This window comes from Kitasatospora sp. NBC_00315 (assembly GCF_041435095.1).
In the GTDB taxonomy this organism is placed as follows: Bacteria; Actinomycetota; Actinomycetes; order Streptomycetales; family Streptomycetaceae; genus Kitasatospora.
In genome coordinates this window covers 281306-306272 of record NZ_CP108025.1, presented here as the reverse complement: position 1 = coordinate 306272, position 24967 = coordinate 281306, and the positions used below count along the sequence as shown (strand labels likewise).

The following is a 24967-nucleotide window of genomic DNA, read 5'->3' as shown; positions in this document are numbered from 1 at the left end:
GCGGGCCGTTCACCTGCGGCCCGGTCGGGAGGGATCGGTTCTTGAACGGCACGACAGCGCTGGACAGCGTGCTGCAGCAGGCCCACGTGGTGCGGGTGAGCTCGGTGAACGGGCTCGGGGTGGACGGGGAGCACCGGGTCGACCTCTCCGATCCGGCGGAGTCGGCCGAGCTCCGGAGGGCCATGGCCGTGGACTCGCTGCCCGGCTTCCACTGCATGTGCCTCGGGGACGTCCGCTTCGAGGTGTCGGACCGGGACGGTGGGCGGCTTGCGATCGTCGTGCTGCACCACGGGGCGACACTGAGGTGGGGGCAGTGGGAGAGCGACGCCGTCCTCGCTGACGGCCGCCGGCTCCTGGCGTGGCTGGCCGGGCACGGCATGCCCGGGCCCCTGCGGCAGTTCGAGGCCGACCGGCTACGAGTGGAGGAGGGAGCCGAGGAGGAGCGCAACTGGCTGGCCGCGATGCCCACGGGGCTGGAGGGGACCGCCAACCGGATCCTCGACCTCTCCCGCACCGGCGGCAGGCCCTCCCCGGCATTGCTCGCGGAGCTCACGGACCGGCTGCAACTGACCTTCCCCGACCCGGTGGAGCGGGTACTGGCCCTGCTCGACTGGTACGGCTCCGGCAGCGGCCGCTGCTCCGGCCACCCCGTCCACGAAGGTGTGCCCGGCGAGCTGCTGGGCAGGGTGTCGATCGCCGACCTGCTCGCCGGGCTGGCCGATCCGCGGGCCGAGGAGCGGCACGACGCCGGGGCCGTACGGCATCTGGTGGGCTGGAAGACCCGCCCGAGCCAGAAGCGGGACGTCGCCGGCCTGCCCGAAGCGCTGCGTGCCCGACTGCTGGCGCACGCCCGCCGCTCCGGAGACCCCGACAAGCAGGGCCGCGCAGAACGATGGCTGGCAGCAGCCCAGCGGAGCTGAGACGCACCGAAGCCTTCGGGGGTGGAGGAAACGCCGGGCGGAAACCCTGAAAACCCGTCAAGCTGGTGGGATGCAGCTACTGTCGCAGCTACTGTCATTGCCCGCCATCGGCAACGCCGCGGACATCGCGAAGGACGCACGCTCCGAAGGCCGGGCGGCCATCGCTGTCGTCGCCGGCCAGCCGCCCTTCCGGCTGTACCGCGTCCTGGGCGAGCACGGCCGGCCGCACAACCGCCGCACCGCCGAGCAGTGAGGACAACCGTGTCCGGACCCACCGCCGAGCAAGTCCAAGCGGCCGTCACCTTCATCCAGCAGCACGCCCGAGCGGACCGCGACAAGCTCCTCGCCCTCGACGCACCGACCAACGCCCCCGACGCACCGACCAACACGGACACCGAGAGCGCCCGGCGGATCGAGACCGCCCTGTACACCGCCACCACCTACCTCGGCGGTATCCTCCTCCACCAGCTGACCAGGGCCGCCGCGCCCGACCCCCGCACCATCGCAGCCTGCTGGGACGCCCTCGCCGGGACCGCCAGCCAGTGGGTCGACCGTCCGGACTGGCCCCACTTCCTGCCCAAGCCCGCATGGGCACAGGATGAGCCCCGGTCCCCATGAAGCTCACGGGGCATCCCACCGAAACTCCGGGAGGATGCCCCGTGACGGTACGGGCGCCTACCGCTCACTCAGGTCAGGCGCGCCACGGCCAGGGACAGCGCGCGGTCGAGCGCCGCTTCGGCGTCGCACAGCACATCGGGCCGGACGCCGGTGCCCTCCCAGTTGGTGCCCGAGACCGGGTTGACCGCGCGGGCGACGGGCACGCTGAGCTCCAGGTGCGGGTGCACCGTCCAGCCCTCGCGCGGGTGCGCGCCGCCCCGGGTGGCCTCCCCGACGACCTCGGCGCGCCCGAGCTGCTGCAGGTCGTAGGCGAGTTCCTCGCCCGCGGAGAAGGTGTTCGCGCTCGTCAGCACGGAGAGCGGCTTGCTGCCGCCGAAGCGGGCGCCCGGCACGAACGGGGGCGTCCAGGACTGCTCGGCCACCTCCCCCTGGCGCGAGAGCATGGTGTTGAGGTGCGTGCGGCCGTCGAGCAGGTAGCCGCAGACGAAGGCGACCGTGTCCGGGTCGCCACCGGTGTTTCGGCGCAGGTCCAGGATGAGGGCGCGGGCGGGTGCCACCAGTGAGAGCGCCGCGGCCAGCGGCTGCGCCGCCCAGTCCAGCGGGAACATCTTGGGTGCGAGCTCCAGGACCGCGACGCCGCGGTCGAGGAGTTCCACGCGCGGCACACCGCCCAGGGAGGCGTCGAATTCCCTCCGCATCGCGGCGAGTGCGGCTGCGCCCTGCTCACGCGGCACCGGCACGGCGTGGTACTTGAGGGCCAGGTGCAGGTCGCCGTTGACGGACCGCAGGTCGGCGGTGACCGCTTCGGCCAATTCCTGGGCGGATTCGGCTGGGTAGCCGCCCTCGGCGCTCCGGCGCCGCAGCAGGGCCGCCAGTTGCCGGGCGGCTTCGGGGAAGACGTAGTTCTCGCAGACCAGGGCGGCGATCGACTCGACGACGGCGACGGCGTCCGCCGCAGGTTGCGATGTGGTGGAGGTCATGGGGGGAGTAGATCAGACGACCCGGTCCACGGCGCCCCCGGCGTCGGCCGGGCGATCAGGGCGGTGAGTCTCCGCCGAGCGCGGACGCGAACCCTGCCGGGACGACGAGGACCAGGACGACACCGGGACCGGGGCCTGGTCGTCGAACTAGCGGGAGGTCGCACGCTGTTCCCGTCCGGCCTGACGCCGCCCCGGTTCAGGCGCCCGGAAATTTCTCCGAACCAGGTTGCAACCCGGGGGAGTTCCAGACGTCATACAGATACGAACCTCTCCGGCGGCGACCGGAGGGTGCCATCACCAGGGGGGAACAACTCACCATGCGTACCAGTACTTTCTCCAGCCTTGCCGTGCTCGCGGCCATCACCCTGACCGCTCCCGTGCTGTCCGTCGGCCAGGCGCAGGCGGCTCCGGTCGCCGCCGCCGTCGAGGCGAGCGCCCCGGCGGGCTTCGTCGGGATGGCCCCGACCCGGGTGCTCGACACCCGCAACAGCTACTGGAACCCGAGCGGCGTGGACGGCCCGTTCAGCCCGGGGGAGAACTACCGGGCGGAGCTCGCCGAGGTCGTCGGCCACATGCCGCCGCAGATCGTCCCGGCGGTGCCGGCCGACGCGACGGCGGTTCTGGTCAACGTGACCGTCGCCGACGCCACCGACAACGGCTACCTGACCCTGACCGCCGATCCGACCGCGGGCACCGTCCCGGCCACCTCCAGCATCAACTTCGCGCCCCACCAGACGGTTGCCAACCTGGTCACCGTCGCGGTCACCCCGGGCACCGTCCCGGCGATCAACATTTACAACAACGGCAGCTACACCCACGTCGTGCTCGACGTGGTCGGCTACTACGCTCCGGGCGCGACCGACAAGTACGGTTCGCTCCCCCCGACGCGGCTGGTCGACAGCCGTACGGACGGCAACCCGATCGGCGAGGGCGGGGTCCGTACGGTCCAGGTCGCCAAGCCGGAGCTGGGCACCGCCGACGCCCGGGCGGTGATCCTCAACGTCACCGCCACCGGGGGCACCGGGGACACCTTCCTGACGGTCTATCCGGCCGGCCGGCAGCGGCCGGAATGGGGCTCCAACCTCAACGTCAAGCCGGGCCGGACGGTCCCGAACCAGGTGGTCGTTCCGGTCGGCGCGGACGGGAAGATCGAAGTCTTCAACCACATCGGTTCCCAGCACGTCATCGTCGACATCGTGGGTTTCTACGGCCCGAGCGGCCAGGGGCTCTTCAGCGCCCTGAAGGTGCCGGTGCGGCTGTACGACACCCGCCCGAACCTGTACGAAGGCCGCCCGTCGCAGGAGCTCATGCCGTTCTCCAGCCGCCGGATCGCCGCCGGTGGCGGGGCTCCGGCCGACGCCGTGGCCGTGGCGGTCAACGTGACGGCCACCGCGCCCTCGGACTACGGCCACTTCACGGTGTTCGCGGACGACGAGGCCAAGCCGATCACCTCGAACCTCAACTTCGTGCCGTGGCAGACCACGACCAACTCGGTGACCACCAAGCTGGGCGGTGGCGCCTTCGACGTCTACAACAACTCCGGCTGGACGCACGCGATCGCCGACCTCACGGGGTACTTCACGGCGGCCGAGTGATCCGCCAGGTGACCCGCCGCCGGTGGGGAACGGCCCGGAGGCCGCCCACCGGCGACGAGACGCCGGCTGGTGCCCCGGTGCGGCACAGCGCGAGCGCTTGAAGCGGTGAGGCCCGCTCCGGTACACCGGGGGGCGGGCCTCACCCGAGTGGCGCCGCGCTGGTCGGTGGAACGTCCGTGTTCACCCGAGGCCCGGTTCAGGGCGCCAGCACGACTCTGCCGAACACCTCACCCGCGTCCATCCGGTGGTGTGCCAGCGCCGCCTGGTCCAGCGGCAACACCTCGTGCACGACCGTGCGCAGGTCCCCGCGCGCAGCGTCGGCGAACTGGGCCGACCGCACGGTCTGCCGGTCCGGACCGGGCACGGTGTCAGAGCTGAAAGTGGCGAACGACAACGACTTTCGGAAGGCGTCCATCAGCCGCATGCCGAAGTCCGCCGGCGGCTGCCCGCCCACCACACCGACAGCCACGAACCGCCCGTTGGGGTTCAGCCTGTCCAGGAGAAGGGGGAGCTGGGGGCCTCCCACGACATCGATCACCACGTCGAAGCCCACCGGTGCGTCCGGGCCGCCCTCGCCGGTGCGGTCGAGGACATGGGTGGCGCCCAGCTCCCGCAGGCGGGCGCCACGGTCCGCCGACGAGGTGGTGACCGCCACCGCGCTCGCGCCACCCCTGGCGGCGAGCTGGACCGCCGTGATCCCGATGCTGCCCGCCGCACCGCGGACGAGCACCGTCTCTCCCGGTGTGAAGCGGGCCCGTTCCAGGGCGAAGTGGGCGACCACGCCGGAGCCGCCGAGGGTCACCGCGTCGGCGCCGGTCAGATCGTCGGGCAGTGCGAGGACGTGCTCAACCGCGGCGACGGCCTGCTCGGCGTACCCACCGGACAGGCCGGTGAACGCCCACACCCGCCGCCCGATCCACGAGGCGTCCACGCCCGCTCCCACCGCGGCGACCCGTCCCGCGACCTCGCTGCCAAGGAGGTGGCCCTCCCGGAAGCCGTAGGCGGCGAGCGTTCCCCGGCGGATCACGGCGTCCACGCCGCCCACCCCGATCGCCTCCGTGGCGATCCGCACCTGCCCCGGGGCGGGAACGGGCGCGGGCACATCGACGACCTCCAAGCCCTCGGGGTCGCCGAACGTCCTGATCACGACTGCTTTCATCTCTGCTCCTGGTCGGTTGCGGGGCGGTTCGCGGGTGCCGCGGCCGAGGGCGTCGAGCCGGCCCCGGAAGCCGGCCGGCACCGGTGAGGGACCGGGACGCGGTGGCAGCACCGCCATCGGACCGTAGCGGGCAGCCCCGTCCGTTTGGCTAAAGTGAGAAACGATGACCGACCAATTGCCTCGGACCGTGCGCTCCGACACCCGCGACAACCGGGCCCGCATCCTGGCCGCCGCTCGCGCGGTGTTCGGCGACGAGGGCCTGAGCGCACCCATGCGCGAGGTCGCCCGGCATGCGGGCGTCGGCCCCGCCACGCTGTACCGGCACTTCCCGACCAAGCAGGCACTGGTCGTGGAGACCTTCGCCGAGCAGCGTCGGAGCTGCCAGGGCGCCGTTCGCGACGCTCTTGCGGACTCGGAGTCGGACCCGTGGCACGGATTCCGGAGCCTGGTCGAGCGGATCTGCGAACTCCACGCGCACAGCCGCGGATTCGCCGACGCCTTCATGACGGCCTTCCCCGAGGCCATGGACTTCGCCGCCGACCGGGAGCAGACACTGCGCGCCGTCGGCGAGCTGGCCCGCCGTGCCCAGAAGACCGGCCAACTGCGCTCCGACTTCGTCGTCGACGACCTGGTCCTCATGCTCATGGCCCACCGGGGCCTCCAGGACACGCCGCGTGCGGCCCGGGTCACGGCCTCCCGCCGCTTCGCCGCCTATGTGATCGAGGCGTTCCGCACCGCACCGGAGGCGGCAGCGCCCACCTCGCTGCCGCCGGCGCCACACCTGCGGCTGACCCGCTCGCCCAGCACGCCGTAGAGCGGCCGACCGGGGCTCCGGTGGTCGGTCAATGGCCGGACAGCTCGAACCCGAGGGCGGTCAGGGCCTCCTCGGCGGCCTGTCGGTCCTGCTGGTAGCTGCCGCCGGAGATTCCCAGCCCCCCGATGCACCGGCCGTTCTCCAAGATCGGATAGCCGCCGCCGACGGCCGTCAGGCGAGGGTGGCCGGCCAGTGGTGCGACCTGGGGGTCGGCGAGGTAGTCGTTCCACGTATGGGTGGGGATGCGGAAGGAGGCCGCTGTCCAGGCCTTGTCGAGGGCGACCTCGGCGGTGAGGAAGGGCGCCTCGTCGGCCCGGTCGAACGCCTTCAGATGTCCTGCCTGGTCGGTGACGGCGACGGCCGCCGTGAAGCCGATCCGGGCGGCGACGGTGTGGACCGCCGCGATGAGTGCGCCGGCGGCGGCCTGGGTGACCGACGAGGCGGGGGCCGATTTGCGGAGTGTGTGGGTGTTCATGAAAGGTCCTTCGTCGCTGTGTCTGTGCGGCTGGCGGATGAAGCGGCCCGGGGCCGGCCACCGCAGCGGTGACGCCGGGGTGGGGACCACGCGGGCGAGGACGGCCTTCTCGGAGGCTCGGAACAGGATGACGGCGTCCTCCAGGTGGCGCACCCGCTCCTCGCGGAGCCCGGGCCGCGCCTGGTGGCGGGGGATCTCGTGATACTCGCTGCGACTTCGAACTTCTCGTGAGGGTGGTCAGTCGGCGACGGTGAGGACCAGCTTGCCGCGGGTGCGGCCGGTCTCTCCCCGGGTGTGGGCCGCGCCGGCCTGCTCCAGCGGGAACGTCTGCGCCACCTCGACGGCGACCTCGCCGGCGTCGATCAGGCCCGCGATCGTGGTCAGCGCCGCGCCGTCCGGCTCGACCAGGAACGGAGTGACCCGCACTCCCGCCGCCTCGGCGGCCGCGGCCAGTTCCGAGGAGACACCGGCCGGGACGGCCACCAGCAGACCGCCCGGACGCAGGACCCTCAGCGAGCGGGTGCTGGTCCGGTCATGGGCGTCGCCCACCAGGTCGACGACGACGTCGACGTCCTCGATGGCGTCCTCGAAGCGGGTGGTGGTGTAGTCGACGGTCTCGTCGGCGCCGAGCTCCTTGAGCCACGGGTGGCGTGCGGCGCCGGCGGTGGCGATCACGTGGGCGCCCAGGTGCCGGGCGAACTGGACCGCGAAATGGCCCACGCCGCCGGCGGCGGCCGTGATGAGGACGCGCCGGCCGGCCTGCACGTGGGCGGTGTCGACCAGGGCCTGCCAGGCGGTCAGCGCCGCCAGCGGCACGGCCGCCGCGTGCACGTGGTCCAGGGTGGCCGGCTTGCGGGCCCACTGGCGGGCCGGGGCGGTCACGTACTCGGCGTAGGCGTTCGCGGCGCGCGGGAACCACGGCATGCCGTACACCTCGTCGCCGGGCGCGAGGGTGGTGACGCCGAAGCCGACCTCCTCGACGACGCCGGAGACGTCCCAGCCCAGGGTCAGCGGGAACGTCTGCAGCCCCGCCATGCCCTGTCCCTCGCGGGTCTTCCAGTCCACCGGGTTGACGCCGGCCGCGTGCACCCGCACCAGCACCTCGGTCGGCAACGGCTCGGGGCGTGCGACCTCCTCGACGGTCAGCACCTGCGGCCCGCCGAACTCCCTGACGGTGACAGCCCGCATGGTGTGTTCGCTCACGGTGTGCTCGCTCATGTCGTCCTCGCTCATGTCCGTCTCACTGTTTCCTTCGCCGGGACGGTGATCCCGGTGAAAGCAAGAGTGGCGTGCGCTGCCGGAGGCGGATGAGTGGCCGGGAGGTCATCTGTCGTACCATTCCAGCCATGCCACATCGTGTCGCCGTTCTCGCCCTCGACGGAGTCCTGCCGCTGGACCTGGGTATCCCGGCCCGGGTGTTCAACGAGGCCTGTGAACCGGACGGGACTCGTCTGTACTCCGTCAGCACCTGCTCCCTCGGCGGCCGGCCGGTACGCACGCACGAGGACTACCGGATCGTCGTCGACCACGACGAGTCGCTGCTGGAGACCGCGGACACCGTCGTGCTCGCCACGCAGGAGCCCGGCGAGCACCTGCTCACGACCGGCGCGCTGCCTGCTGAACTCGCCGCGGCGCTGGCCCGGATAGGGCCGCGGGCCCGCATCGTCAGCCTGTGCACCTCGGCCTTCCTGCTCGCGGCGGCCGGTCTGCTGGACGGTGGGCGGGCCACCACGCACTGGGCGCTGTGTGACGCGCTCGCGCGGTTGTTCCCCGACGTCGAGGTCGATCCGGACGTGCTGTTCGTCGACAACGGACGCGTCCTGACGTCCGCCGGCGGAGCGGCCGGCATCGACCTGTGCCTGCACCTGGTCCGTCTGGACCACGGGGCGGCGGTGGCCTCGGCCGCCGCGCGGCGCTGCGTGGTGGCGCCGTGGCGCGAGGGCGGGCAGGCGCAGTTCATCGAGCATCCGGTTCCGCAGGACACCGACCGTTCCACTTCGGCGACCCGGCAGTGGGCGCTCGCCCGGCTGGCCGAGCCGGTCACACTGGAGGACATGGCCCAGCACGCGCACATGAGCGTGCGCACGTTCACCCGGCGGTTCCGCGGCGAGGTGGGCAGCAGCCCGCTGAAATGGCTGGCGCAGCGGCGGCTGGCACACGCGCGCCTGCTGCTGGAGTCCACCGACCTGACCGTCGCACGGGTCGCCACCGCCTGCGGCTTCGGCGACCCCGTCGCCCTGCGCAAGCACTTCCACACGTACCTGGGCCTGTCACCGCTGGCCTACCGTCGCGCCCACACCGCACCGGAGCCGATGACGGCACGCTGACCACCCGACCGTCACCACGCCCCACCCGTCGTCCAGCGGAGCGATCGTCGTGCCGGAACGGTCCCCGCTGGCCGGCTTAGCCCTGGGGCAGGTCCCATACGGTGATCTGGAGGTGGAGGGGGGTACGGCCGATCGGGCTGACCGTGACGCGGAGGAGGGCGGTTCGTCCTTCCCTGGTCTGGACGCAGAAGCGGGCGCCTTTCGGCATCGAGCCGCCGTCGTAGGTGCCGTGCTTGCGGACCTGCTCGGCGCACTGGCTCGCATCGGGGTCCGGGCCGTCACCGGGCCACGGGGCGAGCGTCGGGCCGGAACTCCAGTTGCCGAGGGAGGGGGTGCCGGTGGCCCACTCGATGGACACGTCCGACCCGGGGCCGGTAGTCCCGAAGGGCGGTGCGGAGTCCAGGACGATGTTGCCGGTGCTCCAGCTGCTGTCCGCCGGATCGACCACCACCTCCTTCGGTCCGAAGAACACCCGCGCCGGTGGGGCCGGACTGGCCTCTGCCGACCTGGTCGCCGATGGTGGGGGCCGGTCGTTCGAAGCCACCTGTGTGTTCGCCGAGGACGCCGGGCCGGCGGGACCACCAGGGGTAGCCGTGGGACCGCCCCCGGGACGGCTCGCGAGCACGGTGACGAGGACGCCGACCAGTGGGACCGCGATCCCCACCACCCACCATGCCCACCTCGGCTGGTGCGGGACGGGCGCGCCAGGAGGAGCGGAGAGATGAGGAGGAACGGGTGGAACAGGCGGAGATTGCGGCTCACTGTAGGGTCGGTCACTTCCAGACTGCGAGCTCACGGATCCTCCATCGTTGAGCCGTCCTGACTGGTGGTCACCCTAGCAATCCACTGTGTGTCCGGCACTGCCCTTCCTGCCTCTCCGCCTGCGGGTCGGGGCTCCTGCCGAGGCCCGCTGACGGGCCGCCAGTCCGCAGTCGCCGGGCTGGAAGACTGGCCGTTGTGAGCACTGATCGTCGTCCGTCGTACCGCCCGGTCTCCGGGCGGCCCGTCGATGTGCCCGTTCAGGCCGACGACCGGGCCCGCCCACTCGCGGTCGAGCGGGCCGCTCTCCAGGAACAGCTCGGTCAACAGCACGGCCGGCCGACCGGGCCAACCACGGTCGGAGGACGCTGCCCATCCCAAGCCCGCCGTCCCGGCCGGCCCCAGCTGACACCGGGATGTTGTTGCCGACGAGGTCGAACACGCCCCGGTGGTATAGAACTTCGTCGCGAAGCCGCGGGTGTCGCGTACCGTGTCGGCGGACCCGCGCGAGCCCAGGACGGTGGAGAACCGCACGAACACCGGGGCCTCGACGCCGTCCGCGAGGAAGGCCGCCCGGCACACCTCTCCGGCCGTGCCGTAGCCCCGGAAGACACCGCGGGCGGCGGCGCCCCGGGCGTGCACCACCCGCCCGGGATCCGCTCGTGGTCGAAGTGGGTGATCTTCTCCCGCAGCGACACGCCGCAGGAGGGGCCGGTGGCCGGTCGGCGCCCGCGTGCGCGATCACACAGTCGCTACACGCTCGGCTTTCACCGCTCCGCTTCCGAGGGTGGCCGGGTGTCCTCGGCATCGGGCTCCGGGCGGCGGGCCGCGATGTGGGGGCAGCTGTCCGGGTTGGAGCGGAGGCCGGCCGGCTCGACGCCGGTGACGTGTCGCTCGCGGCGAGAGGGGCAGACGCGAGGCATGAGGCTGATGAAACCCCCCGGTGTCTACCGGGCGCAGGAAGACACCCGACTCCTGGTCGAATGCCTCGCCCACGAGCGTCTGCGGCCCGGGGACGAGGTGCTGGACCTCGGAACGGGAACCGGGGCGGTGGCACTGGTCGCGGCCGGCACCGGTGCCCGGGTGACCGCCGTCGACATCTCCCGTCGGGCACTGGCGACGGCATGGCTCAACAGCGCGCTGAACCGTCGCCGGATCCACCTGCTGCACGGCGACCTCCTGGAGCCGGTACGCCGCCGGCGCTTCGACCTGGTCGTCTCCAACCCGCCCTACGTTCCCGCGGCGGCACCGTCCCTGCCGACCCGAGGCATCGCCCGCGCATGGGACGCCGGGCACGACGGCCGCGCCCTGCTGGACCGCATCTGCCGCCAGGCACCCGCCGTCCTCACCCCGGGAGGAACGCTGCTGATGGTGCACTCCTCTCTCTGCGGAACCGAGGAAACCCTCGCGGAACTGAAGCAGGCCGGACTCGACGCCGAGGTGATCGCCCGCCGAAGGATCCCCTTCGGCCCGGTCATGAGCGGCCGGGCCACCTGGCTCGAAGAGCAGGGCCTGGTCGCCCCCGGCGAGCGCGAGGAGGACCTGGTGGTGATCCGCGGTGTCCGGCCCCACTGACCGCCCACCCACTCGGGTCACCATGCCCGGCGACATCGGCCCCGCCCTGGTGGAGGGCCCCGTGGAGGTGGTGCTCCCGGACGGCACGGCCGTGACGAGCGATCGCCCCGTGGTGGCGCTGTGCCTGTGCCGGCGCAGCCACCGCTACCCCTTCTGCGACACCAGCCACCGCCGTCGCTCCCTCCCGCCGACCGACCGGCGCGCCGGAGCCGGCGGCGAGTAGGGCCGCCCCGGCCGCAGGACCCGCGCCGCCACTCTGCAGCGCTCCCCCCGGGGCCGTCGTGACGCGTTACGCCCGGGGTGAGCAGGGCGCTGGAGCGTGGCGGCAGCCGGTCGACAGTCAGGGCAGCAGCGCCGGAGCGTCGTCCAGCGGTGCGAGCAGGGAGCTGCGCTGCTGTTCCCAGCAGCTGAGGAGGTGCCGGGCGAGGCGCTCCTCGGCCAATGTGGAGGCGGCCAGTCCGAAGGCGATGTCCTCCTCGAGCTCCGGCTCGTCCTTCAGCAGCGCCTCGATGACTCCGTGCCGCACCAGCTGCTCGTGCACGGCGTCCGCCTCGACGTGCTCCAGGTAGAACCCCGTTCCGGCCGGCCCCGCGCCCAGGCGCTCGAACGCTGCCGCCAGCCGGGCCGAGCCCGGGGACGAGGTGATCTCCACTGCCGCGAACTGCCCCACCAGCGCCCCGCGGTGCGCGCGGTGCAGGGCGAACAGTGACATCAGGTTCACCACCGCCAGCGCGGGCGCGGGCACGGCGTCCAGGTAGTGGCCGTACCCCGGCTCCAGGTCGAAGTCCGTCATCATCTCGGCGAAGAGCCGCGAGTGGACGCGCTCGGGGCGCCCTCCGCCGTACTCGTCGTACTCGATCGCCACCAGCGCAGCCTGGGCCGCGCCGTGCAGGCGGGGGATCACCCAGGCCTGGGGGTCGGCCTCCTTGAGGTGGTACAGGGACCGGTGGACCAGGTATTCGCGGACCTGCCAGCGTTGGCCTCCGCGCAGGAGGAAGTACGAGGGGCCGTCGCCGTCCACGGGCTCCACCAGGAGCTCGCGCAGCTGGTCAGCCAGCGGCGGAACGCTCCCGAGCTCGGCGCGCAGCGATCGGAGGAACGCCTGTTCCAGCTGCCCGCGCAGGCCCAGGAGTCCGGGATCCCACTCCCAGGCGGCGTCCACTCCTGCGAAGCCGCGGTAGTGCAGTTCGTAGCAGAGGTAGAGGGCCAGCTGGTGGTCCTCGTCCCACCCGTCATCCAGGGCACCGGCGGGCACCGGCGCCGTGGACGGGGGTGCCTGGGAGGTGACCAGCTCGATCACGGCGCGGGAGAGCGGCCCCCGGGCGCCGGGCAGATGCGGCTGGGAGGCTGCGGTGCTGACACCCATGAGTGAATCTCCTGATCGGCCTGATCCGTCGGTCACCGCGCGCCTACCCACCGGGGCCGATGCGAAGCAGACCTCTGCGCGGGCCACCCACCGGGAGCCGGTGGGCGTGGTGCTTCAGGCGGCTGCTTGCGGGGGTGGACGGCGCAGCTCGAGTACGCAGCACTTCGGGCCGCCGCCGGCCTTCCCCAGTTCGCAGAGGTCCACCGGAAGTGGGCGGTAGCCCCGTACCGAGAGCTTGGCGGCGAGCGCATGCGCGGCGGCGGGCAGGACGACGTGCCGGCCGTCGCTGATGGCGTTCATTCCGAAGGCGACCGCGTCGTCCTCGGCCGCCAGCAGGGCGTCGGGGAAGAGCCGCCGCAGCTCTCGGCGGCTGGTCTCGCTGAAGGCCCCCGGCCAGTACATGACGTCGCCGTCGTCCAGGACGGCGAGCGCGGTGTCCAGGTGGTAGAAGCGCGGGTCGACGAGGGTGAGGCCCACGACCGGCAGGCCGAAGTACCGGTGACTCTCGGCGTTGGCCGACGCCGAGGTGCGTGGGCCGTTTCCGGCGAGGAGGACGCCTCCCGCCAGGAGGTGGTCGCCCTCACCCTCGTTGATGTTCTCCGCGCAGCGCACCTGCTCGAATCCCCGGCTCCGGAACCACTTCTCGAAAGCCGGCGATTCTCCGGCGCGCTGAGAGTGACGGAAGGTCGCCACGAGGACCCGCCCCTCGATCACAACGGCGGCGTTGGCGGCGAACACCATGTCCGGCAGTCCTGGCGCCGCGTCCACGACCTCCACCACATGCCCGAGCGCGCACAGCGCATCCTGCAGTGCCTGCCACTGGCGCGCGGCCCGGCTGCGGTCGGGACGGCGGCCAGGATCCATCCAGGGATTGATGGAGTACTCCACGTCGAAGTACGTCGGAGGGCACATGAGGTAGTGACGGACGCGGGCTTCGGTGGACTGCGTGCCCATGGTGGTCCTCCTGCCGCTTGCCCAGCCTGTGGCCCGGCCGAAGGGTCGGGAGCTGTCGGCGCAAGGCGCGTCTCTCGGTGAGGCTCTCTCTCCCGCATCACGGTAGGACAGGGCCCAGGAGCACGCATTCCATCAGCGCTGCCTGCCGTGCGTCGGTCGGGAGATCAGTGGCGGACCGGTGTCCCAGGGACGTGTTCGTTGCGGTCGCGGACGGCTTCGATGAGGGCGGCGAGCAGTGGATGCCTCTGTGTGCGGCTCGGGTGCGCGTATCGCAGGATCGGCCCGTGGCCCTTCCATCGACCGCTCCCCTCGTGGTGTCGCGCTCATCGCCGGCGTTGCGGGCGGGCCGGCGTGGCCCTCCGTTGCGAGCGTGTCGGCCCGGCCGCGGGGCGAAGACTGCGTTCGCGTTGGACACGAAAAAATCTGTACTGGTTGGAGTAGACATCGCATGGTGTCGTGGCTAGTGTTTCTCTCGTAGCGAGCAGTCGAGAGGTACTCGCCAGACACGAACTGGCGGGAGAGGTTCGCAGGTCGGCACGGTTGCAGGGTTCTGAAGCCAGGTTGGTGAAGTGCGGCGACGGGATCGGTGGCCGGGCCGGGTGGCCCGCAGTGATGAGGGGCCGCCACACGCGGTACCGCGGCAAGAGCAGGTGCAGTACCCGGCAGGTGAAGTCGAGCGGTATCGGCAGTCGTTGTACGAGGTATCCCGGTGAAGGCGTCAGGGCTGCGGGCGCGCGTGCCGGGGAGTCTGGCAGTGGGGTTCTAAGCCAAAGCAGGTGAGCGGGACGGGCGACGGGGCTGGCTGCCGGACCGGACGGTCCGCGAGGGCCGGAGCAGTACGAGGTAGTTGGTAGTTCAGCAGTACCCGAAGTAGTTCGAAGTTCGGTCAGTACACACAGAGGATGAACGGAGGGACAGAGCGCCATCAGGATCGCCCGGCCCGTGAGGTCTTCAGTCCGGGCGGACACCGCAGACCCCCCAGTTACGAAGGACGGTGGTTTCCGGTCACGCATACGCGATCCCCGCATGCCCCTTCCCCCGGGGCAGTGCGGAAACAAGGACCGGCCCAGGGCCGGTAGATGGTGATGTATCCCTTCGGGGCCCCGGAGCCGCTATGGCGCCGGGGCCCCTCGCCGCGTCCCCGACCCCACATAAGAAGAGGTGCAGTGACCACGACCACCATCCGACCCCACACCCCTGACACTCTCGACGACGACGACTATCCCGCCTACACGATGGGTCGCGCAGCGGAGATGACCGGCACCACCGCCGGCTTCCTGCGCTCCCTCGGCGAGCAGGGACTCATCACCCCCCTGCGCTCGGAGGGCGGCCACCGCCGCTTCTCCCGCTACCAGCTGCGGATCGCGATGCGAGCGCGCGACCTCGTCGACCAGGGCACCGCCATCGACGCCGCCTGCCGCATCGTCATCCTCGAAGACCAACTCGAGGAAGCCCTGCGCCTCAACGAACTACTACGCCGACCCGAAGGCGGACCCACGCCCGCCGCCGACACCTGACACCCGGCCGAAGCCATCGTCCGCGCTGCGGCCACAGTGGGTCGCGCGGGCACTACTGTGAGAGATCCGCCCCGCAACGCCGGCCGACGGATGCGTCCGGTTCGCGGGCGCACCGCCGGCCGCGAACACCGTGGCGGAGGGGACGTACCCGATGACCGCTGCCACGCAGGCCGACCCACCCACGTTCAGCGTCCGACCCCGCCCGGGTCCGGGCGTCCCGGTGCTGGAAGCGGTGGGTGAGTTGGACCAGGATTCGGGCGGGGTGCTGGACGCGGTGGTGGCCGAGGTGATGGCCGCGGCGAGGGCGGCCGGCGAGCTGGTGTTGGACCTGACCGGGGTGAGGTTCTGCGACTCCGGCGGTCTCAACGCCGTCATCCGTGCTCACTTGCGAGTCCAAGGGGCTGGGGCGGTGCTGCACGTCGTGCACCCGACCGCCCGGGTGACTGCCCTGTTCCAACGTACCGGGGTGGACCAGGTGCTGCGGGTGCATCCGAATGCGGCCGCGCTCGTCGAGCCGGCGCCCTGACACTCCGTACTGCACCCCGTCCTCACGTCGACCCCTCGCCGACACTGATCGGCGACTCCCGCGCGAGGTCGCCCGGGGGATCGCAGCGCGCACACGGTGGGGGCCCGACCGCGGAACCTCGGGTTCCAACGGTCGTTGCAAAACCGCCCGGTTTTAGGTGGTGAGTAGATCGGGAAGTACTGGCGCAGGACTCCGCCGGTGCTCTCGATCTTGTCGCCCGCGCTCATCGCGATCTCGTCACGTCGGTACGTCGTTTCCCTGTTTTCCCTGGCAGCCGGTCGCCTGCCCGCTTCCGCCGGGAGGATTCCTATGACTATCCGGTCCCGGCCAGGGCAGGCAGCGCGACCTCCCGCTCCGCCCCGCTGGCGGCTCTCGGCGCACCACGCGGCCACCGGCGGGTAGCCGAGCGGCTCCGAGCCGTATCGGCGCCTCCGACTCGTATCGGACCAGGACGCCTGCTCGCCGGCAGTACTGCACCGACGTCGGCGACGGCACAGGGGGCGCTGACGAGCTCTGAAGCTGAGGGGCGGACTACGCCGGCCCGATGGGATTGCCGCCGAGGTGCCCGGCTGCCAGGCGCTGTTCGATGGCGTGGAGTTCGGCGAGGCATCGGTCCATGTCGGTGATCGCCGCGTTGAGTTCGGCCTGCAGGTGGGCTGCGGTGTGGGCCAGTTGTTCTTTCAGGTGGCGCCGGCGAGCTGCGGCATCGGGGGTGGGGGAGGGGCCGGGGCTGCTCGGGTGAGTGGTTTCAGGTGCGGTTGTGGTTGCTGTCATGGCAGAGCTGCTCGGTGCGGGTGGTGAGGGTGTCGAGGCGGGCGGTGAGGTCGGCGTGGCGGTCGGGGTCGAGGTGGGGGCGGATGTCGGTGAGGGGGGTGATGAGTCGGGCGGCGTCGTGGTGGCCGAGGGCGGTGCGGATGCGGGTCTGGTGGGGGCGGGCGGTGGTGGGGAGGTCGGTGAGGGCGGTGATCTGGGCGGCGAGGATGCGCAGGTCGGTGGCGTTGTCGCGGGCCCAGGCGGTGATGGCCCGGTCGGCGGCGCGGCGGTCGCGGATGTCCTTGACGCGTTGGGCGCCGGTGGCGGCGTCGTCCGTACCGGGGCGCAGGCGCAGGTAGCGGTTCTCGGCTGCTTGTCGGCTGGCGACGCCCATGGGGTGGGCGAGGTCGGCCCAGGTGGCGCCGGCGGCACGGGCGTTTTCGACGAGGGGGCTTTCCCAGGCGGCGAGTCGGGTGCGCAGTTCGCGTAGGAGCAGGAGGGCGGCCAGGGCGTGTTCGGGGTTGTCGCCGCGTCCGGGCCCGGGCCCTGGGGGTGTGGGCTTCTGGGCGGCGCGCAGGGCGGTGTCGATCGCGTCGAGGGCGGCCGCGGCGGCGAGGAACGAGGCGGGTTCGCCGGACTGTGCGGGGTCCGCGGTGGTGGTGTTCGGGCGTTCCTTCACGCTGTCACCCTTTCGGAGACTTTGGGGTTTGTCATCGGATGAATGACATGCTACAACGGTGTCAGGTGAAGCGCATTGGCCTTGGTTGCCTGGACCACTGGAGGTGTTTCGCGATGTTGATGCGCACCGATCCCTTCCGCGAGCTGGACAGTCTCACTCAGCAGTTCCTCGCCCGGAGCGGGACGTGGAGCACACCGGCCCCGATGCCGCTGGACGCGTACCGGACCGGCGACGACTACGTCATCGCGTTCGACCTGCCCGGGGTGGACCCGTCGGCGATCGACATCGACGTCGAGCGGAACATGCTGACCGTCAAGGCCGAGCGGCGTCCGCGCCCGGAGGCCGAGGGGGCGCGCATGGAACTCTCGGAGCGACCGCTGGGCGTGTTCTCCCGCCAGGTGATGCTCTCCGACACGCTCGACCCCGAGGGCATCAGCGCCGACTACGACGCGGGCGTACTGACCCTGCGCATCCCCGTAGCGGAGAAGGCCAAGCCCCGCAAGATCTCCATCACCGCCCGAAGCACGGATCGCAAGCAGATCCGCGCCTGACCCGGGACTGCCGCCCTGTCGGCCGCACCGCCCCCGGCCGCGCAGGGCGGCACCTCGCGGGCGAGCCAGGACACCGACGTCCTGTCTCATCAACCGCCGCCCGGCGGACCCAGCACAAACCCCGTGCTCGCCCGCGCCCACCCGCCCTCTGATCCGGGGAGGCAGTTGCGATGACCCTTAGATGCGAGGCGTTCCTGGCGCAGGTCCAGGAACGCGGTGAATACTCCACGACTCACGAGGCGGAGCAGGCCGCCCGTGTCGTCCTGGCCCTGCTCGGTGCCCACATCGCCGGCCACGACCGGGCCGAACTCGCCGCCCGCCTGCCCGAGACGTTCGCCCTGGTCCTCCTCAACCCCCTGCAGGCCGCCCAACCGCTCGACGCCGAGCGGTTCGTACGGGCCACCGCCGCCTGGATCCCCGGCGCGAGCGAGACCACCGCCACCTGGGACATCGGCGCCGTCCTCAGCGTCGTGGCGGACGCCGCCGGCGACGACCTCACCACACGAATCCTGCTCCAACTCCCCCCGGGCTACGACCTCCTCTTCGGCCGCCCCGACCCCTCGGAAAGGTCACCCCAGCCATGACCCGCCACGACGAACTCCTCGACCACATCCGCTCCCTCGGCCGCTACGAGGACGCGCGGCAGGCCGAAACCGTCCTGACCGCCGTCCTGACCGTCCTCGCCGCCCAACTCGCCGACGACGAACGCCGCCACCTCGCCACCGCACTGCCCCCCGAAGCCCGCACCCCCCTGACCCACCACATCCCCCACACCCAGCCCCTCACCGCACCCGGCTTCGTCGAAGCCGTCGCCACCCACCTCGCCACCACCACCCCCACCGCCCGCTGGCACACCTCCACCGCCCTCACCGCCCTCACCGCCCTCGCCGACCTGACCGGCCCCGGCCCCACCGACCGCCTCCTCGCCGCACTACCCAACGGCTACGCACTCCTGTTCGGCCGCGCCCAACTCGCCACCGCCGCCTGACCCGCGTGCCGTCACCGCGGCGCCCGACCGGACCGACGAATGCTGCCCTGCTGGATCGAAAGGAGCAGGCCGGCGCCCCGGATGCGCGGACGGCGGCGTCCCTGGACACGGGAGAGCCGCCCCGCCGCACCACCCTCCACGGCGCGTGAGACGCGACAGCGGCGCCGTCGTACGGTGGCGGCGTCCGCCCCGAAGACACCCGGAGGGAGTCACCCGATGCCCACCACCGAACCCGCATTCTCGGTCACCCTCCGCACCGGCCCCACCGGGCCGATCCTGGAAGCCGCCGGCGAACTCGACCTCGACGGCGCCCCACACCTGCACACCGCACTGCGCCGAGCCCTTACCACCAGCCCGGCCTCCCCGATCCTGGTGATCGACCTGGCCGCCGTCACGTTCTGCGACTCCTGCGGCCTCAACGCCCTGCTTCGTGCCCGTATCGAAGCCGAACGCCGCGGCGCGGCCGTCCGTCTCGCCCGTCCCTCCCGAACCCTCGTCCGGCTCCTGCAGATCACGGGCGCCGACCGGGTCTTCCCCGTCGACCACGACGTGCCCGCCGAGGCACCCCCCGGAACTGCTCGGTTACCCCCGGCGACCGGGCCGGCGTTCGCCGGCGATCGTGGCGGCGGATGAGGTTGTCACCGGCGATGACCTGCCGGAACCAGCGGTAGCTGGTCCTGGGGGTGCAACTGACCGTCAGGCCCCCGCGCGTGCGGTGCTCCCCGGTGAGGAGTGCCCATAGGAGCAGCTCTGCAGGGCCCTCTCCTGGTCCACCACGGCGCGCAGCTGCACCTTCTGCTTCCGGCCTCGCGCGGGGAGCAGCTTGTGCCCGTTTCTCTCGTGCAGGGCGTTCTACGAGGTGGTCCCAGTTGGCGGGTGGCGTTGGTGAGTGTGCCGGGGACGGCATCGGCCGGGTCTGCCAGGGGCCGTTCTCAAGGTGCTGCGGGTCGCCCGGGCGGGCCGGTTCGGTCAGTGGCTCGGGTGCCGGCCGGCGCTGGGTGCGGTGTTCTCGGCGTGGGGTGTGGCGGGCAGGGGCAGTGTGGCGGTGGCGACGTCGGGGTGGATGGTGAAGACCCGGTCCAGGCCGACGATGTTGAGGATGCGGGCGGCGTTCGGGGGGACGGCGGCCAGGGTGAGGTGGGCGCCGTGTTCGGTGGCGAGGTTGCGGGCGGCCAGCATGGCTGTGATGCCGCTGGAGTCGCAGAAGTCCAGTCGGGCCAGGTCCAGGACCAGTTGTCGGCCGGTGGTGAGGGTGAGCGCACCGACGGTTTTGCGCAGGTCGGGTGCGGTGTGGTGGTCAAGGTCGCCGATGATCTCCAGTACGGGACCGGTCGCGGCGTCTCGGGTGGTGATCGTCAGCGGATGCATGTCCGGTCTTCACTCGCAGTGTTGGTCGGGGGAGAGGGGATGCCGAGGGCGAGCAGGGCGGTGTCGTCGTCGAGGCCTTGGCCGAAGCCGGCGAGAAGTTCGGTCAGGGCCGTGACGAGGGCCTGGGGGCCGGCCGGGTTCTGGGTGGTGGTGAAGGTGCGCAGGGCGTCCTCGCCGTACAGCTCCCGCTCGGGGCCGATGCGGGCTTCGGTCAGGCCGTCGGTGTAGAGCAGCAGGGTGTCTCCGGGGTGGAGGACGGTGCGGGCGGGTGTGAACTGCGCCTGCGGCAGGACGCCGATGAGCATGCCGCCGGGGGTGGGCAGGAACTCGGCGGTGCCGTCGGCGCGCTGGATCAGCACCGAGGGGTGGCCGCCGGAGGCGACCTGCACCGTGCAGGTGTCGCCCTGGGGATGCAGGACGCCGAAGACGGCGGTGCAGTAGCGGGTGTCGCCGCTGGTGTACCGCTCGTTCAGGACGGTGTTGAGTGTGGTGAGCACCGTGACGGGGTCGGAGTCGTGCAGGGCGGCCGCGCGCAGGGTGTGGCGGGTCAGGGAGGTCACGGCGGCGGCTTTGGGGCCCTTGCCGCACACGTCACCGAGGAAGAACGCCCACCGGGTGCCGTTCAGCGGGAACAGGTCGTAGAAGTCTCCGCCGAGCAGGTCCGGGGAGGCGGTGTGGTAGTAGGAGGCGGCTTCCAGCCCCGGTACTGCGGGCAGGGTGGAGGGGAGCAGGCTCTGCTGCAGTACCTCCAGGGCTTCCTGCAGGCGTTCGCGGTCGGCCTCGGCGCGCCGACGCGCTTCCTCCGCCGCTTCGCGGGCCTCTTCGGCGCCCTGGCGGGCGCGTAGCAGCTCGGTCTCGTAGGAGCGGCGGTCGCGGGCGTCGAAGACGGTGGTGCGGATCAGCATGGGCTCGCCGTCGGCGCTGGTCTTCACTCGGGAGGTGACCAGTACCGGTAGCCTGCGGCCGCCGGTGGCTTTGATGGCCAGGGCGATTTCGTTGATCTCGCCGGTCATGCGCAGCAGTGGCGCGAAGTGCGTCTCGTGGTAAAGCTTGCCGCCGACGGTCAGCAGGTCGGTGAACCGCATCCGGCCCACGACCTGTTCGCGGGAGAGGCCGAGCCAGTCCAGCAGGGTGGTGTTGATCTTGGCGATGGTGCCGTCCATCAGGGTGGACAGGTAGCCGCAGGGTGCCTGTTCGTACAGTTCCTCGGCGCTGTCCTCGAGCAGCGCGGTGAACGCGGCGTCGGCCGCGGCCAGGTCCTCGATGCCGTCGGGCTCGCCGGGGTCCTGGCCGGTGCGGCACATCACCGGGCGGCGCCGACGAAGCCGATGATCGCCTGCGCGGTGGCTTCCGGTGCGCTCAGCTGCGGGCAGTGCCCGGTGGCGTCCAGGGTCACCAGGCGGCTTGCGGGGATCGCGGCGTGGACATAGGCGCCGACCTCGCGTGGGGCGATCACGTCCTGCGCGCACTCCAGCACCAGCGTCGGCACCCCAACCGTCTTGAGATCCTCACGGCTGTCGGACAGGAACGTGGTACGGGCGAAGACCCGGGCCATGGCGGGGTCGGTGGCGCAGAACGAGGCGGTCAGCTCCTCGCCGAGCTCCGGCCGGTCCGCGTTGCCCATGATCACCGGAGCCATCGCCGCCGACCAGCCCAGATAGTTCGACTCCAGCGACTCCAGCAGCTCATCGATGTCCTCGGCGCTGAAGCCGCCCCGGTAGCCGTCCTCGTCGATGTAGCAGGGGGACGGGGCGACCATCACCAGCCGGGAGAGCCGCTGCGGGGCGGACGCCGCGGCGAGCACTCCCACCATGGCGCTGACCGAGTGGCCCACGAAGACCGCGTCCCGCAGGTCCAGCTCCTCACAGACCTCCAGCACGTCGCGGGCGTAGCCCTGGAGCGAGCTGTAGCGGGCCTCGTTCCACGCCGAGGCGTCGGATCGGCCGGAGCCCACGTAGTCGAACAGCACCACGCGGTGATCACGGGAAAGCGCCGGAACGATCAGCCTCCACATGTTCTGATCGCAGCCGAACCCGTGCGCAAGTACCACGACCGGTCCGTCAGCACGCCCGGTCACCTTGACGTTGTTCCTGCGCATGACATCCATCCCCCCATCCTTCCATCGATCCCCCCACGGTTTCACCCGGCACTGTCATCGCCGCAGACGCAGATCGACGCGGATGCCGCCGAGCACCGCGACCCCTCCCTGTGCCGCCCCGCGCGACCGGAGCCGATCGAGCTGATAGGCGGTCAACTCGCCCGGGCGCCGCCATCCCCTCGCAAGGCCGGCATCGCCCGCCGTCAACGGGTGGCCGCCGACACGTTGACCGGCCTGCCCGACCGCGGTTTGCAGGCCGCGCGCACCCTGGGCGTGCCGTGTGAGCAGATGCTCCTCGCCGAGGACGCCGATGAGCACTCCGCGGAGGTCGCCGCCGTGCCCGTGCCCCGCCCGGTCCTCCTCTGGCCGCCGCCAGAGGGGAGCACACGCCGGCCGCCTCGGCGCAACACCTGCGCCGAGGCGGCCGGCGGTGTCCTGGCCACGACATCCCCCGCACCGCCACCTCACGGCCCTCCCGAAGGGTCATGCACGCCGGTTCGACTGCGCCCCGTCCTGTTGCCGCCCCTGACCCGCGAACCGTCACCGCCCCCTGGCCGGCCGCTCCGGCGGCTCCAGTGCCCGGCACGGTCGCACCGGCCCCGCGCCGTAACCGCGACAGCGGGCCCGGCGCGGGGCCGTGTCGGGGTGGTGGTGTCACTGGTCGGAGTAGCTGAGGTCTCCCACGGTCCAGCTGCTGATGTCGGCGATGGCGATGCGGTACATGCCGCCGGTGTGCGGAAGCCCGTGACTGCCCTGCAGGATGCGGGCGACGTGCAGATGCAGATGTGTCGGCGTTGCGGCGGCCGGTGTCGCGCCGTCGCCGTCCGCGCCGTCGCCGGGGCCGGGCGCCGTGAACAGCGTGGCGAAGGGCTTCAGGTGTTCGGAGGCGGCGAGGACTTCGGCCACCCGCGCGTGCCACAGGCTCTCCGGTGCGAGGCGGCCGGTGATGACCGCTCCCGGGACGACGACGGTCAGGGGCATCTGGTTGTTGTGCTCGGACTCCACCATCGCGGCGATGTCGACGAGCAGCCCATCAGGGTTCGACATGGGCCTGAGAGTAGTGCCCGCCGCGATCCGCCCGCACGGTCCCCCTGGGTGATCCCGGTCCATCGTCCACCGCCGCTGCCACCTGGCTCGCCGGTTCTCGCGCCGGCCGGTTGCCCGTCGGCCGGCCGGACACGCGAGGTTGAGTCCCTGCTTGTCAATCAACCTATCCTGGCGCTATAACTTTCTTGTCGATGAGCCCGGCAGACTATCTGGTAGGGCGGTATCCGCTCTGCCGCTGTCGACGCTCGTTCCGCTGCGATTGTGAGGAGCTGAATCACCGTGCTGATGCGTACCGACCCCTACCGCGACTTCGACCGTCTCGCGCAGCAGCTGCTCGGTACCCCGGCGAAGCCGGCCGGCATGCCGCTGACCGCCTTCCGCGACGGCCAGAGCTTCGTCCTGTGCCTGGACCTGCCGGGCATCGACCCGGCGTCCATCGACCTGGACGTTGAGCGCAACGTGCTGACCGTCCGTGCACAGCGCCGGGGCGGGCTGCCGGAGGGTGCGCAGGTGCTGGCCGACGAGCGCACCCTGGGGACGTTCACCCGGCAGGTGTTCCTGGGCGATGCGCTGGACACCGACCGTATCGAGGCCGACTACGACCAGGGCGTGCTCACCGTGCAGATCCCGGTGACGGAGAAGGCCAAGCCCCGCAAGATCCAGATCACAGGCCGCACCCGGAGCGGCGCCCCCGCCGCCGTGCGGCCCCCGCAGGAGCCCCAACCGACCGGAGTCGACTCCCGGCGCGAGGCGATCAACGCCTGACGCTCACCTTGGCGTCGCCCGCGCGGCCCCGGAACCCAACCGGGGCCGCGCGGCCCGCCCACGACGTTCGGTCCTCCACAGCCGTGCGAGGCGCCCGAGACGACGACTGGCACCTGCACTCCGCACCGGCCACCACTCACAGAGCCGGGCCCGACGGAAACCGGGCCGGCGAGCGCGGCCGAGGACACGGCCCGACGCAGCCTGCTGGCCGCGCACCGCCACGCACGCCGCGGGGCCGACTCGCCGTCAGGTCGAGCAGGACGTCGCCCGACGACTGTCTGCGACCGGCCACAACGGCGACGGGCCGCACTCCGGCGCGCCGGCTCGAATACCCCCCCGGCCGCCGACATCAGCCTGGCCGGCCCGGTCGCCTGGCACTCACCTCCGTGGCCTACCCGCGAGCGAGGACGAATTCGCGGCCGCCTGGGACCAACGCGTCGGCCGCTTGCGGCTGCGGGTAGCGCTCTTTCGTCTTCCACCGCCCGAGGAAGGGAGTCGCCCGGTGACCTTCACCATGTCCGGAGTACTGTTTTTCGGCGTCGTCCTCGGCGTCCTCGTCCGCAACCGTCAGGCGACCGGTTTCGCGGCCTGCGTCGCCGTCGTCTTCGGGTTCCTGCTCGCTTCCACCGCCTTCGCCCCCGTCATCGACAACCTGCTGGGCAGCGCGGCCTCCGTCCTGGCCCGGTGACGACTCGATCCGATGTCTGGGCCCGTGAGCTCACGAGCCTCGAAGCCGACCATCGCGCGAGGCCACGGCGTTCCCGCGAGGCCGGTGAACCGCCGCGAAGAAGGGTGCGGGCAGGCGGCCCGTCGGCGGCCGGTCGCCATGGCGCCTTCGCTGTGGCACGCGCTTCGCCGACAGGACGTTCTGCCACCCGTCGAACGGCTGGCGAATCTGCGCGAGGCCCTCGCGATTGTGACCATCCGGCTCGCCCGTAGCCACGGCGGCCTCGGCTTCGTACCGTCGTGCCCGCCGCCGTCGGCTCAATGGGCCGAGGATGCCGTCCGACTCCTGCACGACACCCTTGCCCAGATCGCCGCCCCACCATCTGCCGTCGCCCCGGTCCGCTCCCACTACGCCGCGGTCCGGTCGTAGAGCGCCTGTGAGTGCGCGGCCGGCCGCAGCCATCCCG

At 72.0% G+C, this 24967-nt stretch carries 30 protein-coding genes and 1 pseudogene; 16 read left to right on the top strand and 15 right to left on the bottom strand.

Annotated features, from left to right (window positions below; all coding sequences use genetic code 11):
• Positions 1–41: 41 nt before the first annotated feature.
• The 3 genes from OG823_RS01175 to OG823_RS01165 all read left to right on the top strand — a co-directional run bounded on the left by OG823_RS01175 (position 42) and on the right by OG823_RS01165 (position 1538).
• Positions 42–920, top strand: coding sequence for a hypothetical protein (locus OG823_RS01175; protein ID WP_371476643.1), 879 nt, complete (start codon positions 42–44; stop codon positions 918–920).
• A gap of 70 nt (positions 921–990) precedes the next feature.
• Positions 991–1173, top strand: a complete 183-nt coding sequence (locus OG823_RS01170) for a hypothetical protein (protein WP_371476641.1) — start codon at positions 991–993, stop codon at positions 1171–1173.
• 8 nt (positions 1174–1181) lie between these two features.
• A complete protein-coding gene (locus OG823_RS01165) occupies positions 1182–1538 on the top strand; it encodes a hypothetical protein (protein ID WP_371476640.1) in 357 nt (118 codons plus the stop codon).
• Positions 1539–1606: 68 nt separating this feature from the next.
• On the opposite strand, the gene OG823_RS01160 is transcribed toward OG823_RS01165, so the two are convergent.
• Complete coding sequence (locus tag OG823_RS01160) at positions 1607–2518, bottom strand: S41 family peptidase (protein ID WP_371476638.1); 912 nt, start codon at positions 2516–2518, stop codon at positions 1607–1609.
• A 317-nt stretch (positions 2519–2835) separates the two neighbouring features.
• On the opposite strand from OG823_RS01160, the gene OG823_RS01155 reads away from it, so the two are divergent.
• Positions 2836–4113 (top strand): hypothetical protein, encoded by a 1278-nt coding sequence (locus tag OG823_RS01155; RefSeq protein ID WP_371476637.1) that lies wholly within the window; start codon positions 2836–2838, stop codon positions 4111–4113.
• A 196-nt stretch (positions 4114–4309) separates the two neighbouring features.
• Here the strand turns inward: OG823_RS01155 and OG823_RS01150 are convergent, their stop codons facing one another.
• On the bottom strand, positions 4310–5272 hold the full coding sequence (locus OG823_RS01150; RefSeq protein ID WP_371476635.1) for a zinc-dependent alcohol dehydrogenase family protein: 963 nt from the start codon (positions 5270–5272) through the stop codon (positions 4310–4312).
• Between the two features lie 163 nt (positions 5273–5435).
• Here OG823_RS01150 and OG823_RS01145 point away from each other — a divergent pair, with 163 nt between their 5' ends.
• Positions 5436–6086, top strand: a complete 651-nt coding sequence (locus tag OG823_RS01145) for a TetR/AcrR family transcriptional regulator (protein WP_371476634.1) — start codon at positions 5436–5438, stop codon at positions 6084–6086.
• A 28-nt stretch (positions 6087–6114) separates the two neighbouring features.
• On the opposite strand, the gene OG823_RS01140 is transcribed toward OG823_RS01145, so the two are convergent.
• Both OG823_RS01140 and OG823_RS01135 read right to left on the bottom strand, forming a co-directional pair.
• Complete coding sequence (locus tag OG823_RS01140; protein WP_371476633.1) at positions 6115–6561, bottom strand: heme-binding protein; 447 nt, start codon at positions 6559–6561, stop codon at positions 6115–6117.
• Positions 6562–6798: 237 nt separating this feature from the next.
• Positions 6799–7794: an NADP-dependent oxidoreductase gene (locus tag OG823_RS01135; RefSeq protein ID WP_371476632.1), complete on the bottom strand. Its 996-nt coding sequence runs from the start codon at positions 7792–7794 to the stop codon at positions 6799–6801.
• 113 nt (positions 7795–7907) lie between these two features.
• On the opposite strand from OG823_RS01135, the gene OG823_RS01130 reads away from it, so the two are divergent.
• Positions 7908–8888 carry a GlxA family transcriptional regulator gene (locus tag OG823_RS01130; RefSeq protein ID WP_371476631.1) on the top strand — a complete coding sequence of 327 codons (981 nt, stop codon included), beginning with the start codon at positions 7908–7910 and terminating at the stop codon, positions 8886–8888.
• Between the two features lie 76 nt (positions 8889–8964).
• On the opposite strand, the gene OG823_RS01125 is transcribed toward OG823_RS01130, so the two are convergent.
• Together OG823_RS01125 and OG823_RS01120 are read right to left on the bottom strand one after the other, a co-directional pair.
• Positions 8965–9360 carry a hypothetical protein gene (locus OG823_RS01125; protein ID WP_371476629.1) on the bottom strand — a complete coding sequence of 132 codons (396 nt, stop codon included), beginning with the start codon at positions 9358–9360 and terminating at the stop codon, positions 8965–8967.
• A 696-nt stretch (positions 9361–10056) separates the two neighbouring features.
• Positions 10057–10339, bottom strand: a pseudogene (locus OG823_RS01120) (catalase); the annotation flags it as partial.
• 229 nt (positions 10340–10568) lie between these two features.
• Here OG823_RS01120 and OG823_RS01115 point away from each other — a divergent pair.
• Both OG823_RS01115 and OG823_RS01110 read left to right on the top strand, forming a co-directional pair.
• Complete coding sequence (locus tag OG823_RS01115) at positions 10569–11222, top strand: HemK2/MTQ2 family protein methyltransferase (RefSeq protein WP_371476628.1); 654 nt, start codon at positions 10569–10571, stop codon at positions 11220–11222.
• Between the two features lie 22 nt (positions 11223–11244).
• Positions 11245–11445: a CDGSH iron-sulfur domain-containing protein gene (locus tag OG823_RS01110; protein WP_371476626.1), complete on the top strand. Its 201-nt coding sequence runs from the start codon at positions 11245–11247 to the stop codon at positions 11443–11445.
• 117 nt (positions 11446–11562) lie between these two features.
• Here the strand turns inward: OG823_RS01110 and OG823_RS01105 are convergent, their stop codons facing one another.
• The gene (locus tag OG823_RS01105; RefSeq protein WP_371476624.1) at positions 11563–12588 is read right to left on the bottom strand and encodes an iron-containing redox enzyme family protein; all 1026 of its coding nucleotides are present in this window, start codon (positions 12586–12588) and stop codon (positions 11563–11565) included.
• Between the two features lie 114 nt (positions 12589–12702).
• The gene (gene ddaH, locus OG823_RS01100) at positions 12703–13542 is read right to left on the bottom strand and encodes a dimethylargininase (RefSeq protein ID WP_371476623.1); all 840 of its coding nucleotides are present in this window, start codon (positions 13540–13542) and stop codon (positions 12703–12705) included.
• Positions 13543–14777: 1235 nt separating this feature from the next.
• Here ddaH and OG823_RS01095 point away from each other — a divergent pair.
• Entirely contained in the window at positions 14778–15059 is a 282-nt protein-coding gene (locus OG823_RS01095) for a MerR family transcriptional regulator (RefSeq protein ID WP_371484264.1), read from the top strand.
• Between the two features lie 151 nt (positions 15060–15210).
• Complete coding sequence (locus OG823_RS01090; protein ID WP_371476622.1) at positions 15211–15585, top strand: STAS domain-containing protein; 375 nt, start codon at positions 15211–15213, stop codon at positions 15583–15585.
• 531 nt (positions 15586–16116) lie between these two features.
• Here the strand turns inward: OG823_RS01090 and OG823_RS01085 are convergent.
• Both OG823_RS01085 and OG823_RS01080 read right to left on the bottom strand, forming a co-directional pair.
• Positions 16117–16359, bottom strand: coding sequence for a hypothetical protein (locus OG823_RS01085; protein ID WP_371476621.1), 243 nt, complete (start codon positions 16357–16359; stop codon positions 16117–16119).
• Entirely contained in the window at positions 16334–17017 is a 684-nt protein-coding gene (locus OG823_RS01080) for a type III effector protein (RefSeq protein ID WP_371476620.1), read from the bottom strand. The genes OG823_RS01085 and OG823_RS01080 overlap by 26 nt, the downstream gene beginning before the upstream one ends.
• A gap of 113 nt (positions 17018–17130) precedes the next feature.
• Here OG823_RS01080 and OG823_RS01075 point away from each other — a divergent pair, with 113 nt between their 5' ends.
• The 4 genes from OG823_RS01075 (at position 17131) to OG823_RS01060 (ending at position 19189) form a co-directional block, all read left to right on the top strand.
• Positions 17131–17568, top strand: a complete 438-nt coding sequence (locus tag OG823_RS01075) for an Hsp20/alpha crystallin family protein (RefSeq protein ID WP_371476618.1) — start codon at positions 17131–17133, stop codon at positions 17566–17568.
• Positions 17569–17738: 170 nt separating this feature from the next.
• Positions 17739–18152: a DUF2267 domain-containing protein gene (locus tag OG823_RS01070; protein ID WP_371476616.1), complete on the top strand. Its 414-nt coding sequence runs from the start codon at positions 17739–17741 to the stop codon at positions 18150–18152.
• On the top strand, positions 18149–18556 hold the full coding sequence (locus tag OG823_RS01065; RefSeq protein ID WP_371476614.1) for a DUF2267 domain-containing protein: 408 nt from the start codon (positions 18149–18151) through the stop codon (positions 18554–18556). Before OG823_RS01070 ends, OG823_RS01065 begins: the two co-directional genes overlap by 4 nt.
• A 216-nt stretch (positions 18557–18772) precedes the next feature.
• Complete coding sequence (locus OG823_RS01060; protein WP_371476613.1) at positions 18773–19189, top strand: STAS domain-containing protein; 417 nt, start codon at positions 18773–18775, stop codon at positions 19187–19189.
• A gap of 336 nt (positions 19190–19525) precedes the next feature.
• Here OG823_RS01060 and OG823_RS01055 read toward each other — a convergent pair whose 3' ends face one another.
• The 5 genes from OG823_RS01055 to OG823_RS01035 form a co-directional block, all read right to left on the bottom strand.
• The gene (locus tag OG823_RS01055; RefSeq protein WP_371476611.1) at positions 19526–19924 is read right to left on the bottom strand and encodes an STAS domain-containing protein; all 399 of its coding nucleotides are present in this window, start codon (positions 19922–19924) and stop codon (positions 19526–19528) included.
• Positions 19912–21231 (bottom strand): SpoIIE family protein phosphatase, encoded by a 1320-nt coding sequence (locus OG823_RS01050; protein ID WP_371476610.1) that lies wholly within the window; start codon positions 21229–21231, stop codon positions 19912–19914. Before OG823_RS01050 ends, OG823_RS01055 begins: the two co-directional genes overlap by 13 nt.
• Positions 21228–22031, bottom strand: a complete 804-nt coding sequence (locus tag OG823_RS01045) for an alpha/beta fold hydrolase (RefSeq protein WP_371476609.1) — start codon at positions 22029–22031, stop codon at positions 21228–21230. Before OG823_RS01045 ends, OG823_RS01050 begins: the two co-directional genes overlap by 4 nt.
• A gap of 45 nt (positions 22032–22076) precedes the next feature.
• Entirely contained in the window at positions 22077–22340 is a 264-nt protein-coding gene (locus tag OG823_RS01040) for a hypothetical protein (RefSeq protein ID WP_371476607.1), read from the bottom strand.
• Between the two features lie 336 nt (positions 22341–22676).
• Positions 22677–23069, bottom strand: coding sequence for a hypothetical protein (locus tag OG823_RS01035; RefSeq protein ID WP_371476605.1), 393 nt, complete (start codon positions 23067–23069; stop codon positions 22677–22679).
• A 279-nt stretch (positions 23070–23348) separates the two neighbouring features.
• On the opposite strand from OG823_RS01035, the gene OG823_RS01030 reads away from it, so the two are divergent.
• Both OG823_RS01030 and OG823_RS01025 read left to right on the top strand, forming a co-directional pair.
• A complete protein-coding gene (locus OG823_RS01030; RefSeq protein ID WP_371476603.1) occupies positions 23349–23834 on the top strand; it encodes an Hsp20/alpha crystallin family protein in 486 nt (161 codons plus the stop codon).
• 502 nt (positions 23835–24336) lie between these two features.
• Positions 24337–24522, top strand: a complete 186-nt coding sequence (locus tag OG823_RS01025) for a hypothetical protein (protein ID WP_371476601.1) — start codon at positions 24337–24339, stop codon at positions 24520–24522.
• The last annotated feature ends 445 nt before the right edge of the window (positions 24523–24967 follow it).

Coding starts and splice junctions, on each gene's coding strand:
- OG823_RS01085 (WP_371476621.1), bottom strand. CDS start 16,359: ATGACAGCAACCACAACCGCACCTGAAACCACTCACCCGAGCAGCCCC.
- OG823_RS01045 (WP_371476609.1), bottom strand. CDS start 22,031: ATGGATGTCATGCGCAGGAACAACGTCAAGGTGACCGGGCGTGCTGAC.
- OG823_RS01160 (WP_371476638.1), bottom strand. CDS start 2,518: ATGACCTCCACCACATCGCAACCTGCGGCGGACGCCGTCGCCGTCGTC.
- OG823_RS01070 (WP_371476616.1), top strand. CDS start 17,739: ATGACCCTTAGATGCGAGGCGTTCCTGGCGCAGGTCCAGGAACGCGGT.
- OG823_RS01095 (WP_371484264.1), top strand. CDS start 14,778: ATGGGTCGCGCAGCGGAGATGACCGGCACCACCGCCGGCTTCCTGCGC.
- OG823_RS01075 (WP_371476618.1), top strand. CDS start 17,131: ATGTTGATGCGCACCGATCCCTTCCGCGAGCTGGACAGTCTCACTCAG.
- OG823_RS01150 (WP_371476635.1), bottom strand. CDS start 5,272: ATGAAAGCAGTCGTGATCAGGACGTTCGGCGACCCCGAGGGCTTGGAG.
- OG823_RS01035 (WP_371476605.1), bottom strand. CDS start 23,069: ATGTCGAACCCTGATGGGCTGCTCGTCGACATCGCCGCGATGGTGGAG.
- OG823_RS01155 (WP_371476637.1), top strand. CDS start 2,836: ATGCGTACCAGTACTTTCTCCAGCCTTGCCGTGCTCGCGGCCATCACC.
- OG823_RS01105 (WP_371476624.1), bottom strand. CDS start 12,588: ATGGGTGTCAGCACCGCAGCCTCCCAGCCGCATCTGCCCGGCGCCCGG.
- OG823_RS01130 (WP_371476631.1), top strand. CDS start 7,908: ATGCCACATCGTGTCGCCGTTCTCGCCCTCGACGGAGTCCTGCCGCTG.
- OG823_RS01145 (WP_371476634.1), top strand. CDS start 5,436: ATGACCGACCAATTGCCTCGGACCGTGCGCTCCGACACCCGCGACAAC.
- OG823_RS01110 (WP_371476626.1), top strand. CDS start 11,245: ATGCCCGGCGACATCGGCCCCGCCCTGGTGGAGGGCCCCGTGGAGGTG.
- ddaH (WP_371476623.1), bottom strand. CDS start 13,542: ATGGGCACGCAGTCCACCGAAGCCCGCGTCCGTCACTACCTCATGTGC.
- OG823_RS01140 (WP_371476633.1), bottom strand. CDS start 6,561: ATGAACACCCACACACTCCGCAAATCGGCCCCCGCCTCGTCGGTCACC.
- OG823_RS01115 (WP_371476628.1), top strand. CDS start 10,569: ATGAGGCTGATGAAACCCCCCGGTGTCTACCGGGCGCAGGAAGACACC.
- OG823_RS01090 (WP_371476622.1), top strand. CDS start 15,211: ATGACCGCTGCCACGCAGGCCGACCCACCCACGTTCAGCGTCCGACCC.
- OG823_RS01065 (WP_371476614.1), top strand. CDS start 18,149: ATGACCCGCCACGACGAACTCCTCGACCACATCCGCTCCCTCGGCCGC.
- OG823_RS01135 (WP_371476632.1), bottom strand. CDS start 7,794: ATGAGCGAGGACGACATGAGCGAGCACACCGTGAGCGAACACACCATG.
- OG823_RS01055 (WP_371476611.1), bottom strand. CDS start 19,924: ATGCATCCGCTGACGATCACCACCCGAGACGCCGCGACCGGTCCCGTA.
- OG823_RS01170 (WP_371476641.1), top strand. CDS start 991: ATGCAGCTACTGTCGCAGCTACTGTCATTGCCCGCCATCGGCAACGCC.
- OG823_RS01060 (WP_371476613.1), top strand. CDS start 18,773: ATGCCCACCACCGAACCCGCATTCTCGGTCACCCTCCGCACCGGCCCC.